The sequence below is a fragment of the Amycolatopsis sp. NPDC104775 genome (assembly GCF_055583325.1).
This window is the reverse complement of record NZ_JBVJOE010000010.1, coordinates 47614-61089: the sequence shown is the minus strand read 5'-3', so window position 1 is coordinate 61089 and position 13476 is coordinate 47614. Positions and strand designations below refer to the sequence as shown.

At 68.0% G+C, this 13476-nt stretch carries 10 protein-coding genes; 9 read left to right on the top strand and 1 reads right to left on the bottom strand.

Annotation, left to right across the window (positions count from 1 at the left end; translation table 11 throughout):
• Window position 1 precedes the first annotated feature (1 nt).
• Together ACZ63D_RS34615 and ACZ63D_RS34610 are read left to right on the top strand one after the other, a co-directional pair.
• Window positions 2–5023, top strand: a complete 5022-nt coding sequence (locus ACZ63D_RS34615; RefSeq protein WP_465358538.1) for a beta-ketoacyl synthase N-terminal-like domain-containing protein — start codon at window positions 2–4, stop codon at window positions 5021–5023.
• Complete coding sequence (locus ACZ63D_RS34610) at window positions 5020–6477, top strand: FAD-dependent oxidoreductase (RefSeq protein ID WP_465358537.1); 1458 nt, start codon at window positions 5020–5022, stop codon at window positions 6475–6477. Before ACZ63D_RS34615 ends, ACZ63D_RS34610 begins: the two co-directional genes overlap by 4 nt.
• 627 nt (window positions 6478–7104) lie before the next feature.
• On the opposite strand, the gene ACZ63D_RS34605 is transcribed toward ACZ63D_RS34610, so the two are convergent.
• Entirely contained in the window at window positions 7105–7689 is a 585-nt protein-coding gene (locus ACZ63D_RS34605; protein WP_465358536.1) for a dihydrofolate reductase family protein, read from the bottom strand.
• 71 nt (window positions 7690–7760) lie between these two features.
• Here ACZ63D_RS34605 and ACZ63D_RS34600 point away from each other — a divergent pair, with 71 nt between their 5' ends.
• The 7 genes from ACZ63D_RS34600 to ACZ63D_RS34570 all read left to right on the top strand — a co-directional run bounded on the left by ACZ63D_RS34600 (window position 7761) and on the right by ACZ63D_RS34570 (window position 13385).
• Window positions 7761–8330 carry a TetR/AcrR family transcriptional regulator gene (locus tag ACZ63D_RS34600; RefSeq protein ID WP_465358535.1) on the top strand — a complete coding sequence of 190 codons (570 nt, stop codon included), beginning with the start codon at window positions 7761–7763 and terminating at the stop codon, window positions 8328–8330.
• A 90-nt stretch (window positions 8331–8420) separates the two neighbouring features.
• Window positions 8421–8825, top strand: coding sequence for a MerR family transcriptional regulator (locus ACZ63D_RS34595; protein ID WP_465358534.1), 405 nt, complete (start codon window positions 8421–8423; stop codon window positions 8823–8825).
• Between the two features lie 119 nt (window positions 8826–8944).
• A complete protein-coding gene (locus ACZ63D_RS34590; RefSeq protein WP_465358533.1) occupies window positions 8945–9466 on the top strand; it encodes a YlcI/YnfO family protein in 522 nt (173 codons plus the stop codon).
• Between the two features lie 76 nt (window positions 9467–9542).
• Window positions 9543–10388 carry a DUF4097 family beta strand repeat-containing protein gene (locus tag ACZ63D_RS34585; RefSeq protein ID WP_465358532.1) on the top strand — a complete coding sequence of 282 codons (846 nt, stop codon included), beginning with the start codon at window positions 9543–9545 and terminating at the stop codon, window positions 10386–10388.
• Between the two features lie 20 nt (window positions 10389–10408).
• Window positions 10409–11368, top strand: a complete 960-nt coding sequence (locus ACZ63D_RS34580) for an ATP-binding cassette domain-containing protein (RefSeq protein WP_465358531.1) — start codon at window positions 10409–10411, stop codon at window positions 11366–11368.
• Window positions 11365–12180: an ABC transporter permease gene (locus ACZ63D_RS34575; RefSeq protein WP_465358530.1), complete on the top strand. Its 816-nt coding sequence runs from the start codon at window positions 11365–11367 to the stop codon at window positions 12178–12180. The genes ACZ63D_RS34580 and ACZ63D_RS34575 overlap by 4 nt, the downstream gene beginning before the upstream one ends.
• A gap of 14 nt (window positions 12181–12194) precedes the next feature.
• Complete coding sequence (locus ACZ63D_RS34570) at window positions 12195–13385, top strand: cytochrome P450 (RefSeq protein WP_465358529.1); 1191 nt, start codon at window positions 12195–12197, stop codon at window positions 13383–13385.
• Window positions 13386–13476 lie beyond the last annotated feature (91 nt).

Sequence of the window (13476 nt, the reverse complement as noted above, 5' to 3'; positions counted from 1 at the left end):
CATGAGTGACGCCGAGCGGCTTCGCGAATACCTGCGCAAGGTCACCGTCGATCTGCACGAGACCCGGAAGCGGATGAAAGAGCTCCAGGACCGGGCCGCGGAACCCATTGCCGTCGTGTCGATGGCCTGCCGCTATCCCGGCCGGGTGCGGTCTCCGGAAGACTTGTGGCAACTGGTCGACGAAGGCCGCGACGCGATCTCCGCCTTCCCCGCCGACCGTGGCTGGAATCTCGACGAACTCTTCCATCCGGACCCCGACCACGTCGGCACCACGTATGTCCGAGAGGGAGGATTCCTTTCTAGGGTAGGCGGTTTCGACGCCGAATTCTTCGGCATCTCCCCGCGCGAAGCACTGGCGATGGACCCGCAACAGCGTCTCCTGCTGGAAGTTTCGTGGGAAGCACTCGAACGAACTGGCCTTGATCTGGCCGCGCTACGGGGAAGCGCGACCGGAGTGTTCGTCGGCAGCGGAGCGCCGGATTACAGCATGGTGGTCTCGCAGGCGACCGAAGACCTCGGCGGATACCTGATGACCGGCAACGCGGGCAGTGTACTGTCCGGTCGGATTTCCTACACTTACGGCTTCGAAGGTCCATCGCTCACGGTGGACACCGCGTGCTCGTCTTCGCTGGTCGCGTTGCACTTGGCTTGCCGCGCGCTGCGCCGCGACGAATGTTCGCTCGCGCTGGCTGGCGGCGTTTCCGTGTTGAGCACCCCCGCCGGATACGTCGAGATGAGCCGTCAACGCGGCATGGCCCCGGACGGTCGAATCAAGGCCTTCGCCGCCGCGGCGGACGGCACTGCCTGGTCCGAGGGTGCCGGACTCCTTGTCCTGGAAAGACTTTCCGATGCGCAACGGCACGGCCACTCGGTGCTGGCGGTCGTTCGCGGGACCGCGATCAACTCCGACGGGGCAAGCAACGGTCTCACCGCACCGAACGGTCCTTCACAGGAACGCGTGATCCGGCAAGCCCTCGCTGACGCGGGAGTTCCGGCGGCCGATGTCGACGCGGTCGAGGCGCACGGCACCGGCACCGAACTCGGCGACCCCATAGAGGCCAACGCTTTGCTCGCCACCTACGGACGGAACCGGCCATCCGACCGTCCATTGTGGCTAGGCTCTCTCAAGTCCAATCTCGGTCACGCCGGCGCGGCGGCCGGGGTCGCGAGCGTGATCAAAATGGTCATGGCGCTCCGGGCGGGAACTCTGCCCAAGACGTTGCATGTGGACGAACCGTCCCCGAAGATCGATTTCGCCCAAGGCGGCGTCGAACTGCTCACCGAACCCCGCCCGTGGCCCGTTTCGGACCGGCCGCGCCGGGTTGGCGTCTCCGCGTTCGGCATCAGCGGCACCAACGCGCACGTGATCCTGGAGCATCAACCCGAACCGGCCGTCGTCCCGCCGGAATTCACTTCGCCGATTCCCTTGCTGATTTCCGGCCGTACCGAGACCGCGGTGCGGGCACGGGCCGAGCGATTGCTCCCGCTCGTTGCCGGACCCGAGCGGCTCGCTGACGTCGGCTGGTCGCTGCTGCGCTCGGCGGATTTCGAATACCGAGCGGCAGTCGTGGCCGACCACCGAGCCGCCGCCAGCACAGCCCTGCGCGCCTTGGCGTCCGGTGAAGAAAACCCCAGGTTGGTCCGCGGCGTGGCTCAGCCGGTCGGGCAAGCGGTGTTCGTCTTTCCCGGCCAAGGTTCCGAATGGGTCGGAATGGCCGCTGGTCTGCTGGAGTCCGCGCCCGCCTTCGCACGTTCGATGGCGGACTGCGAGTCCGTCCTTTCCGGACTGGTGGACTGGTCGCTGCGCTCCGCGATCGGCGACCAAGAATTGCTGAAGCGGATCGACGTCGTACAGCCAGTGCTGTTCTCGGTGATGGTCTCGCTGGCGGAACTCTGGAAATCTTATGGAGTTTCCCCAGCCGCCGTTGTCGGCAGCAGTCAGGGCGAGGTCGCCGCGGCTTGCGTCGCTGGCGCACTGTCCCTTGCGGACGCCGCGAAGATCGTCGTCCTGCGCAGCCGGTTGTTCGCCGAAGAACTGGAAGGCCGCGGCGCCGTGGTCGCCGTCGGCGCACCCGCCGCACAAGTGAAGCAACGCCTGGCCGCTTTCAACGGACAGTTGACCATTGGCGGCATCAACAGCCCGAGCGCCGTCACGGTAGTGGGAGAACTCGAGCCGCTGGAGGCGTTCGTGGCCGCCTGCACGGCGGACGGAATCCGCACTCGCGCAGTGTCCACAGTGGCCTCGCACTCGCCGAAACTCGAACCCTTGCGGGAGCGGTTCCTGAAAATGGTCGCCGACATCACCCCGCGACCGGGCGAAATTCCGTTCTGCTCCACCGTCACTGGCGAATTCGTGCCGACCGAGTCGCTCAACGCCGAGTACTGGTACGACAACGTCCGCGAGATGGTCAACTTCGACGGCGGTATCCGCACACTGATCGCCGCTGGACACCGCTTCTTCATCGAGGCCAGTCCGCACCCGGTGCTCACGTCGTCGATCACGGAAACCGGTGAAGACGCCGCCGTCGAGGTGACGACAGTCGGCTCGCTCCGCCGCGACGAGGGCGACCTGTCGCGATTCCTCCTTTCCGTCGCCGACGCCCAGGTGCACGGCCTGCCGGTGGACTTGACCCCTGCGTTTGAAGGCGCGGAACCGCGACACGTCACCCTGCCGACCTACCCGTTCCAGCACGAAACCTACTGGCCGGAAGTTCGCCCGGCGACCAGCGCGGCTCCCGAGGATTCCTGGCGCTACCGGATCACCTGGCGACCAATGCCAGACCCGGCCACGACAACGCTTTCCGGCCACTGGCTCGCGGTAGTCCCGGAGAACAACGCCTGGGCCGACCACTGCCTGGACGCCCTCGCCAGCCGCGGCGCGAAGCTAACCAGAATGACCGAGATCGACCGAGACCTCCTGAACCAGCCCGGCACTCGAGGCATCATCTCGCTCCTCGACTTCGCGGGCACGCTCGCGCTGCTCCGCGCCCTCGACACAGACCTTCCGCTGTGGCTCACCACCTCCGGCGCAGTCGCGGCCGACAACACGACGCCAGATCCTGACCAGGCCGCGATCTGGGGCCTCGCCGCAGCGATCGCAGTCGAGCGCCCCGGTGTCTGGGGCGGAGTCATCGACCTGCCGGAATCACTCGACGATTCGACCACCGCACTGTGGTCGGCCGCCTTGTCGAACGACACCGGCGAGGATCAGATCGCAGTACGGAACGCAGGCTTGTTCGCCCGCCGCCTAGTCCGTGCCGCGCCTAGCGTCGGAACTTGGTCGTGGCAGGGCACGGTCCTCGTGACCGGTGCCGACACTCCCATGGGCGCACACACCGCCCGCTGGCTCGCCGACAACACCTCCGCGGAACTCGTCCTGACTGTCCAACCAGGACAGACGACATCGATTGACGCACCGGTAGTCGAATGCGACCTTGCCGACCACTCCGCAGTCGCTAATCTGCTTGCCTCGCGGGAACTTTCGGCGATCGTGCACACAGCAGTCCCGCTGGACGAAGGCTCACTGGACAATCTGACCCCGGAGATGTTCGAGTCCGGCTTAGCCGGTGCCCGGAACCTGCACGACCTGGCCGATGTCCCGCTGATCCTGTTCTCTTCGATCTCCGGCACCTTCGGCGGAGTCGGCCAAGGCGTCTACGCCGCTGTCACCGCCACTTTGGACGCCCTAGCCGAGCGAGACGGAACGTTCTCCGTCGCCTGGGGCCCATGGGCAACCGGGGAGGAAGCCGACGAGGTCCGCCGCGAACGCCTAGGCAGCCGGGGAATCCGCCTGCTCGACCCGGACCGGGCAATGTCCGCGCTGTCGCTGGGAAAGTCCCACCTCCTGCTCGCCGACCTCGACTGGCCAACCTTCGCCGATGCCTACCGCGCCAACGGCGACCGTCCGCTGATCGCCGACCTCGCCCCCCGTCCGGTCCCGAAGGCCACCGAAACCGGACAAGCCGACCGGCTCGCCGCGTTGCCCGTCGAAGAACGCCAGCGGGCTTTGCTCGACCTGATCCGCAGCAAAGCCGCCGCCGTGCTGGGTCATCATTCAGCCGCCTCAGTAGACCCGCGCCGCCGATTCCTGGAACACGGCTTCGATTCACTGACCACAGTGGACCTTCGCAACCGCCTCAACGCCGCGACCGGCCTACGGGTCCCGGTGTCCGCGTTCCTGGAACACCCCACCCCGGAGGCGTTGGCCCATCGGCTGAATGGCGAATTCAGTGGACCGAGGGTGGCAGACAGTCCGCTGGCGGCCCTTCTGACGCAAGCCCGGGAGTCCGGCAAACTGCCCGAATTCCTGGACGTCCTCGCCGCAGCCGCCAAACTCCGCCCCACCGCCGACGAAGGCCAGCCCACGACAGTCCCGCTCACCACGACCGGCCCCGCGCCGAAGCTCGTCTGCCTCCCATCGGTGCTGGCCACCTCGGGACCGCACCAGTTCGCCCGGTTCGCCGCGGCCCTGCGTGACGAAAGACCCGTCTCCGCCCTCTCCCTCCCGGGTTTCCCAGCTGGAGAACCACTCCCGGCGACCCTCGAAACGCTGGTCGAGACCCTCGCCGCCGAGGTCGCGAGAACCGAGGGCCCGTTCGTCCTGGCCGGCTACTCGTCCGGCGGCCTCCTCGCCAACGCCGTAGCCGCCGCCCTGGAACGCACCGGGACCGCCCCGCTCGCCGTGGTTCTGCTCGACACCTTCGTCCTGGGCCCGGACCCGGCAGCCTGGTCGGGCGTCCTGGACGGAATGGCCGCCCGGCTGGCCGAAACCGGTCTGGCCGACGACACCCGCCTCACCGCGATGGGCGCGTATCTCAGTCTGCTGCGGACGTTCTCCCCGGCGGAGATCGACACTCCGGTGCTCCTGGCGAGAGCCGCCGCGGGCATCCTCGCGGAGTGGCCAGGCCCGCACGACACGACGGAGCTGGCCGGGGACCACTTCACGATTCTCGAAGACGCGGCCGACGACGCCGCGAAGGCAGTACACGAATGGTTGGAGAAGCTGGCGGTGGAAAAGTCATGACAGAGCGAACGACAGTTCTGGTCATCGGAGCCGGACCGTGCGGGCTCGCGGTCGCGGCGGAGCTGGCGCGGCTCGACGTGCCGGTGACCGTCGTGGACGCCGCTCCCGAACCGGGTGCCGGGTCCCGCGCGATTCTGTTGTGGCCGCCGGTGCTGGAGGTATTGACCGAACTCGGCGTCGCCAACCAGGCGCGCGAGCAGGGACTCGGCCCGGCGGCGTTGCACTATCACCTGCCGTCCGGGGTGGGCGCGCGCGTCGCGCTCGACGACGACAACCGGCCGCTCGTGCTTCCGCAGGAGAAAACGACCGCGTTGCTGGAAAAGGCCGTGCACGATTTCGGCGGCACCGTCGAGCGAGGCGTGCGCGTGACGAAAGTCGTGCCCGGTGCGGAATCGGTACTGGTCGCCGCCACCGCCGACGACGGCACCGCACGCGAATTCGAAGCCGACTGGGTCATCGGCGCCGACGGCCACCGCAGTGAAGTGCGCGCTCAGCTGGACATCGCCTTCGACGGCGAGCACATCCCGGTGTCGTTCCTGCTCGCCGAAGGCCGCCTCGAAGGCGGCATCCGCCGCGACGAGGTGCACTACTTCCTCAGCGACTCCGGCGTCCTGCTGCTGGCACCCCTGCCCGGTGGCGAGTTCCGGATCTCCGGTTCTCTCCCGCCCGGCGCGAAACCAGACGAAGAGCAGGTGCAACGCCTTCTGGATGAACGCGGCCCCGGCAGGCTGAAAGTCGTTTCGCTGCGCACCATCACGACTTTCTCCAGCGACGAACGCATCGCCGCCCAACTCCGCGCGGACCGCGTCTTCCTGGTCGGTGACGCCGCGCACGTGCACAGCCCCATCGGCGGCCAAGGCCTGAACCTCGGCATCCCCGACGGCCGCAACCTGGCGTGGAAACTGGCCGGCGTGCACCACGGCCGCCTCGCCCCGGCGATCCTCGACACCTACGACCCGGAACGCCGCGCCGCAATCCAGCAAACCCTCCGCGCCACCGGCATGATGGCGCGGCAATCGGTGGCCGGCCCCCTCGCTCGCAAGGTGCGCAACCTGACCTGGCGACTGGCGCAGTCGAGCGGGATGCTGGAGCGGAAGTTCGCCCCCGCACTGGCCGGCTGGCGTTCGGAATGCCCGGATCCCTTGCCCGGCAGCGGAAAACTCGCCGCCGCCCGCTCGTGGCCACGCCCCGGAACCCGCGACCCGCGCTGGCTGCCGAAACCCGACCGCGATCTGGCCGGGCAGTTCCAGCTCGTGACGTTCGGCCCGCCGCACAGCGAACTCGCCACCCGCGCGGCAGCCCTGGCGACGCGGATGCCGGGAACCGTCGCGCATTTCAGCCTGGGCGGTTCGCGGGAAGGGTTCGTGCTGCTGCGCCCGGACGCCTACATCGCCGCCGCTGGCCCGGCCGAACTGTTCCCCGAGGTGGTGCGGTTGGTGCGGGATTTGGCTTAGGTTCCGGCTGCGTGGTGGTTGCCCCGGAGGCTGAGGCTCGCTGCGGTGCGCATGAATGGCTTTCGGGGGTGGCGCGGTTGGTGCGGGATTTGGCTTAGATTTCGGTCGCGGGGTGCCGATCCCGGAGGTTGAGGCCTGCTGTGGTGCGCCTGAATGGCTTCCGGGGCGGCGCGGTTGGTACGGGACTTGGCGTAGGTTCCGGCCGCGTGGTGCCGACCCCGGAGGCTTAGGCCCGCTACGGTGCGACTGAATAGCGCAGCTGGTGCGGGACCTGGCTCAGGTTCCGGCTGCGGGGTGGTTGCCCCCAGAGGATTAGCCCGCCGCAGTGGGCCTAACTGGCTTCCGGGGCGCGGCAGGAGCGGGTGATGTGCCGGGCCTGGATGCTCGGCTGTGCTGGCTTCGCTCCGGCCGGATGGCGTTGCCGCGCCTGGACGCCTGAGCCTGCGCGCTTCGGCTTCGGAGGCGGCGCGGGTTCCGCGAGGCTGGCCGGAGTCGCGGCGGAAGGCCCCAATTCCGGAAACCCCCGCAGCCCCGCCCTACTTCCAGCTTGTCGGCGTCCGGGGCCGCGCTCCTCCCAGCGAACGCGGCACCCATCCCGGCTCTTCCCCAGAAACAGCCCTCGAGTGCCTAGCTCCGCACCAGCCGGGTAGCCGTGACCCCGTTCGGGAACGCCGTCCGTTCCGCCACCGTGAACACCGTCGGGTCGAAGCCGCCCTCCACCATCGGGATGCCCGCGCCCGCCACGACCGGGTAGCTCTTCAGCAGGATCTCGTCGATCTCCGGCAGCAGCGCACCGGCCAGTTTGCCGCCGCCGCACAGCCAGATGTCCTTTCCGGTTTCCTCCTTCTTCAAGTCTCTCACCAGGCCGATCGGGTCGCCGGGGACGACAGTCACCGCGGGGTCGAGGTCCGGTTTCAGGGTGCTCGACACGACGTACTGCCGCAGGTGCGCGTAAGGGCTGGGCACGGTCGGGTCGAGCTGGTGGGTCGCGCGGCCCATCAGGACGGTGTCGAACCGGCGGTTCGGAGAGTCCTCGACCCCGGCTCCCGCGCGGAAGGCGGTCGGGACGGTTTCCGGGTACAGCGTGGTCATGAACCCCATGTAGGCGGCGGCCTGCTGGGCGTCGCCCTGGGGGAAGAAGTCGAACTCGCCCGCGGGGCCGGCGATGCGGCCGTCGAGGGTGACCGCGATGTAGTACACGAGCTTTCGCATCTAGTAACTCCGTTTGTAGTACTATGGGTGAAGTGGTTTGAACCGTACAACTACAGCTGGAGTGGTGTCAAATGGTGCGCAGGAACGACCAGCGCAGGGCTGCGCTCGTCGACGCGGCGATCGAGGTCCTGGCCCGCGAGGGGGCGCGCGGGCTGACGTTCCGGGCGGTCGACGGAGAAGCGGGCGTGCCAGCGGGAACCGCGTCGAACTACTTCGCCAACCGGGACGAGTTGCTGACCCAGGCCGGCGCGCGGGTGTACGAGCGACTGCAGCCGGAGGACGATTCGGTCCCGCCCGCGCGCGAGGACCGGGAGTCCTACGCTCAGCTGATGCGCGAGCTGGTCAGCCGGGTCGCGGGGTTTCGCACCGGGTATCTCGCGTTGCTGGAGCTCCGGCTCGAGGCCACTCGACGACCGGAGTTGCGCAGGGTGCTGACGGAGCGGGTCCGGGCGGACGTCGAGGCGAATGTCGCGTACCACGAAGCGTCCGGGCTGCCCGGCGACGCCACCGCGGTCAAGCTGCTGATCCTCGCGCTGAACTGGCTGATCGTCGAACAGCTGACGCTGCCGGACGTTTTCTCCGAGGCGGAACGGGAAAAATTGATCACCGAAGCGGTCGAACGGATCGTCCTCCCCCGATAAGGACTACCTGGGGGAAGAGAACCGGTTCCAGCCCGCATATTTGCTTAGCCTAACCTTGCTTCCGCTGGTCGATGTGCGGTGCAATGAGGTATGGACCTGTTCTCGATCGGCGAGGTGTCGGCGCGCTTCGGGGTGCCGGTGTCAACGCTGCACTACTGGGAGAGCTGCGGCCTGATCGAGCCGCGGCGCCGCTCCGGCTGGCGGTTCTACGACCAGGACCAGCTTTACCGGATCGCGCTGATCCGCATCTGGCGGGAGACCGGCCAGTTGAGCCTCGACGACATCGCGGCGCTGCTCGGCGCGCGCGGCGAGTCCGGCGACTGGCGGAGCACGGTCACCGCCCGGATCGAGGCGATCCAGGAGCAGGTGACGCGGCTGCTCGACGCGCAGGCGTATCTGCAGCACCTCAGGACGTGTCACCACGACGGTCCCTTGGATGAGTGCCCGGCCTTCCGGGCCACGGTCGAATTGCCGGTCTCGAAGGCGGTCAAGTAGCTGTATTTCCCTGGTGGCACACGCTCTGAACTGGCAATACGCCACCTTAGGTGCCGAAGTGATGCCAAGTTGAGCCAGCGTGGCTTGCGGTGGTGCCATGCGTGTGCCATAGTGGTGCCATGGACTTGACCACGTACGTAAGCAACCTCGGGCGGGAATTCGCGACGCTGGCCGAGGCCGGCGGCGAAGAGGGACGCGCGCTGGTCGAGCGGCTCACCGGATCGCTCGAATCGGCGATCCGGATGACCCTCCTGGACACCCTGTCCGGCGCGGTCGACGAGATCACCCGGGATCTCGCGCCCGGCTCGGTCGAACTGCGCCTGCGCGGCCGCGACCCGAACTTCGTCGTGACCGCGCCGCCCGCCGAACCCGCCCCGCCCGCCGCGCCCGCGGCGGAACCGGCTCCGGAGGCCGAACCGCTGTTCTCCGAGGACGGGCCGTCCGCGCGGATCAACGTGCGGCTGCCCGAACAGCTCAAGGCCGCGGTCGAAGAGGCCGCCGCCAAGGAGGGCCGTTCGGTCAACGCCTGGCTCGTCCGGGCGGCCACCGCGGCGTTGCAGCAGCGGCCGGAGCGCGAACCGCGTGCCGAGCCGTCCGGCGGCACGTTTTCCCGGCAAAGCTTCACCGGCTGGGTCCGGTAGCTCCTTTCTTCGCTGATTCCTTCACCCGTCTCTGACCTGCGGAGACGGCACACCTATCCGAAACGTGGGGACAACCATGCCTAAATTCGACACTCCCGAGCCGATTTCCGTCACCCTCGACCTCGGGGTCGGCCAGGTCCGGTTCGCCGCGAGCGACCGCACCGACACGATCGTCGACGTCCGCCCGACCGACGACGCGGACTCGTCCGACGTGAAGGCCGCGCAGCAGGTCCGCGTCGACTACAGCAACGGCACGCTGCACATCACCGGCCCGAAGCTGCGGGCGTTCGACTTCTCCCGCAAGACCCGCTCGGTCGACGTGCTGGTCGAACTTCCCGCCGGTTCGCGGGTTTCCGCGGAGGTGCAGGCGGGCTCCTTCCAGGGCTCCGGGCAGCTCGGGCAGGCGCGGTTCAAGACCGCCGCCGGGAACATCAGCCTCGACCGCACCGGCCCGCTGCGCCTCGACACCTCGGTCGGCCACATCACGGTCGAGGAGGTCGCGGGCGACGCCGAGGTCACCACCTCGTCCGGGAAGGTCCAGCTCGGCCCGGTCGACGGCACGGTGACTGTCAAGAACTCCAATGGCGACACCACGATCGAGTCCGCTTCCGGCGACGTCCGGGTGCGTGCGGCCAACGGCGACATCACGGTCGAGCACGCCGGAGCCGGGGTCGACGCGAAGACGTCCAACGGCGCCATCCGGCTCGGCGAGGTCGTCCGCGGTTCGGTCCTGCTCGAAAGCGCGATCGGCGACCTGCGGATCGGCATCGCCGAGGGCACCGCGGCCTGGCTCGACGTGAAGACCAACTTCGGCCACGTGCGCAATCAGCTGGAGACCTCGGCGAGCCCGGGCGAGTCCAAGGAAACCGTCGAGGTTCGCGGGCACACCGCGTTCGGCGAAATCGTCATCCACCGCTCCTGACCATTACTGAGGGGAAACCTGTGTCCAGCAACCATTCCCGGCCGGCGATCGCCGCGACCGGACTGCGCAAATCCTTCGGCGACCACGTCGTGCTCGACGGCATCGACCTCACCGTCGCCCGCGGGACGGTCTTCTCGCTGCTCGGCGCGAACGGCGCGGGCAAGACCACCACGGTCAAGATTCTGTCCACTTTGCTCAATGCCGACGCGGGCGCGGCGCGGATCGCCGGATACGACCTCGCGTCGGAAGCGGACGGGGTGCGGGCCTCGATCGGCGTCACCGGGCAGTTCTCCGCGGTCGACAGCCTGTTGACCGGCGAGGAAAACCTGCTGCTGATGGCGGATCTGCACCACCTCGACCGGGCCGCCCGGCGGCACCGCACGGCGGAGCTGCTCGAGCAGTTCGACCTCGTCGAAGCGGCCAAGAAGCCGGTTTCCACCTACTCCGGCGGCATGCGGCGCCGCCTCGACCTGGCGTTGACGCTCGTCGGCGATCCGCGGGTGATCTTCCTCGACGAGCCGACCACCGGCCTCGACCCGCGCAGCCGCCGGGCGATGTGGGACATCGTGCGCAAGCTGGTGGCCGACGGGGTCACGATTTTCCTTACCACGCAATACCTCGAAGAAGCCGACGAACTGGCCGACCGGATCGCGGTGCTCAACCGCGGGCGGATCGTCGCCGAGGGCACCGCGGAAGAGCTGAAGCGCCAGATCCCCGGCGGACACGTCCAATTGCGCTTCGAGGAAGAGGCCGACCTCGGGAACGCGCAGCGTGCGCTGAGCGAGGCGACGCGGCAGAACGACGCGCTGGTGCTGCGCGTGCCCAGCGACGGAAGCCTGCAGTCGCTCAAATCGATGATCGACCGGCTCGACGCGTCGTCGGTGAAGGTCGGCGAACTGTCCGTGCACACCCCCGATCTCGACGACGTTTTCCTCGCCCTGACCGGCAACCCCACTGACGAAAAGGTGACTTCCCGATGACTGCTCCCGCTCTCGCCGGACCGGATCTGCGGTTCCACCCGGTGCGCGACTCGCTGACGATGTTGCGCCGCAACCTCAAACACATGCTCCGGTATCCGTCGATGACGATCATGCTGGTCGGAATGCCGGTCGTGTTCTTGCTGCTGTTCGTCTACGTCTTCGGCGGCACGCTCGGCGCCGGACTGGGCGGTGCCGGCGGCGGCAGAGCCGAGTACGCCAACTTCGTCGCGCCGACGATTCTGCTGATGACCATCACCGCCACCGTGCAGGGAACGGCGATTTCGGTGGCGATGGACCTGGCCGAAGGCGTTATCGCCCGGTTCCGGACCATGCACATCGCCCGGGTGTCGGTGCTGACCGGGCACGTGCTCGGCAGTGTGCTGCAAGCGTTGTTCGGGCTCGTGGTCGTCACCGGGGTCGCGCTGCTGGTCGGGTTCCGGCCCGCCGCCGGGGTCGGTTCGTGGTTCGCCGCGATCGGGTTCCTCGTGGTGGTGGCGCTCGCGCTGGTGTGGCTGTGCGTCGCGCTCGGACAGGTGAGCAAGAGCGTCGAAACGGCCAGCAACACGCCGATGCCGTTGCTGCTCCTGCCTTTCCTCGGCAGCGGGTTCGTGCCAGCCGACTCGATGCCGGGCGCGCTGCGGTGGTTCGCCGAGTACCAGCCGTTCACGCCGATCATCGAGACCCTGCGCGCGCTGCTGCTCGACAAGCCGCTCGGCAACCACCTGTGGTTCGCGCTCGGCTGGTGCGCCGTGCTGGGCATCGGCGGCTATCTCTGGTCCAAGAAGCTTTTCAATCGCGAATACGCACACTGAAAGGGGCACGGGGGATGACTGGCGAGGAGATCGTGCAAGGGGTTCCGATGGGGAGGGCGCCGGGGTGCCCGTTCGATCCGCCGCCGTCGCTGACCGCGGTGCGGGAACGGGCTCCGCTCACCCGGATGAAGTTCCCGGACGGGCACCTCGGCTGGCTGGCCACCGGGCACGCGGAGGTCCGGGCGATTCTGGGGGACCAGCGGTTCAGCAATCGGTACGAATTGTGGCACTACCCGTTTCCCGGGATGGAGCACTATCCGGAACTGCCGCCGGCTCCGGTGGGGGACATGACCGGGATCGACGCGCCGGAGCACACCCGGTTCCGGAAGCTGCTGACGGGAAAGTTCACCGTGCGGCGGATGCGGTTGCTCAGCGATCGGGTGGCTGAGGTCGCCGCGGAGTATCTGGACGCGATGGAGAAGGCCGGGCCCGGGGTGGATCTGGTCGAGGCTTACGCGCATCCGGTGCCCGCGGTGATGATTTGCGAATTGCTGGGGGTGCCTTATTCGGATCGGGCGGCTTTTCTGGGGGATGCGGCGGCGATCAGCGATGTCGATCTTTCCGAGGAAGAGCGGATGGCCGCGTACGCCGGGTTGCAGGAGTATGTGGCTTCACTGGTTCCGGAGAAGCGGGCTTCGCCTACGGATGATTTGTTCAGTGATTTGACCAGCAGTGATCTGACTGACGAGGAATTGGCTGGGCTGGGGACGTTCCTGCTGGCCGCTGGTCTGGATACGACGGCGAACATGCTGGCGTTGGGGACCTATGCGTTGCTGAGCAATTCTGAGCAGTGGGCGGTGGTCCGGGATGAGCCGGACGCTGCTGGCGGGGCGGTCGAGGAGCTGATGCGGTATTTGTCCATCGCGCATACCGGGGTGCGGGCTGCGCTGGAGGATGTCGAGGTCGGCGGGGAGGTGATCCGGGCGGGGGAGAGCGTGGTGCTGTCGGTGCAGGCGGCCAATCGGGATCCGCGGAAGTTCGAGCGGCCGGATGAGCTGGACGTGCGGCGGTCGGCGGTGGGGCATGTCGGGTTTGGGCATGGGATTCATCAGTGTCTGGGGCAGCAGCTGGCTCGGGTGGAGATGACTGTGGCGTTGCCCGCGCTGGCGCGGCGATTTCCTGGGCTGCGGGTGGCGGGGGAGGTTTCGTTGCGGCCTGAGGTGCAGAATATTTATGGGGTGCAGAAGTTTCCGGTCGCCTGGTGAGTTTTGGTTGAGTTTTTGGTGGCTGGGACTCCCTCGCTGTTGATTGTTTAACACTGGCTCGGCGCTATCAAGGGCGCCTTCGGCGTCGCTG

Coding starts and splice junctions, on each gene's coding strand:
- ACZ63D_RS34615 (WP_465358538.1), top strand. CDS start 2: ATGAGTGACGCCGAGCGGCTTCGCGAATACCTGCGCAAGGTCACCGTC.
- ACZ63D_RS34610 (WP_465358537.1), top strand. CDS start 5,020: ATGACAGAGCGAACGACAGTTCTGGTCATCGGAGCCGGACCGTGCGGG.
- ACZ63D_RS34605 (WP_465358536.1), bottom strand. CDS start 7,689: ATGCGAAAGCTCGTGTACTACATCGCGGTCACCCTCGACGGCCGCATC.
- ACZ63D_RS34600 (WP_465358535.1), top strand. CDS start 7,761: ATGGTGCGCAGGAACGACCAGCGCAGGGCTGCGCTCGTCGACGCGGCG.
- ACZ63D_RS34595 (WP_465358534.1), top strand. CDS start 8,421: ATGGACCTGTTCTCGATCGGCGAGGTGTCGGCGCGCTTCGGGGTGCCG.
- ACZ63D_RS34590 (WP_465358533.1), top strand. CDS start 8,945: ATGGACTTGACCACGTACGTAAGCAACCTCGGGCGGGAATTCGCGACG.
- ACZ63D_RS34585 (WP_465358532.1), top strand. CDS start 9,543: ATGCCTAAATTCGACACTCCCGAGCCGATTTCCGTCACCCTCGACCTC.
- ACZ63D_RS34575 (WP_465358530.1), top strand. CDS start 11,365: ATGACTGCTCCCGCTCTCGCCGGACCGGATCTGCGGTTCCACCCGGTG.
- ACZ63D_RS34570 (WP_465358529.1), top strand. CDS start 12,195: ATGACTGGCGAGGAGATCGTGCAAGGGGTTCCGATGGGGAGGGCGCCG.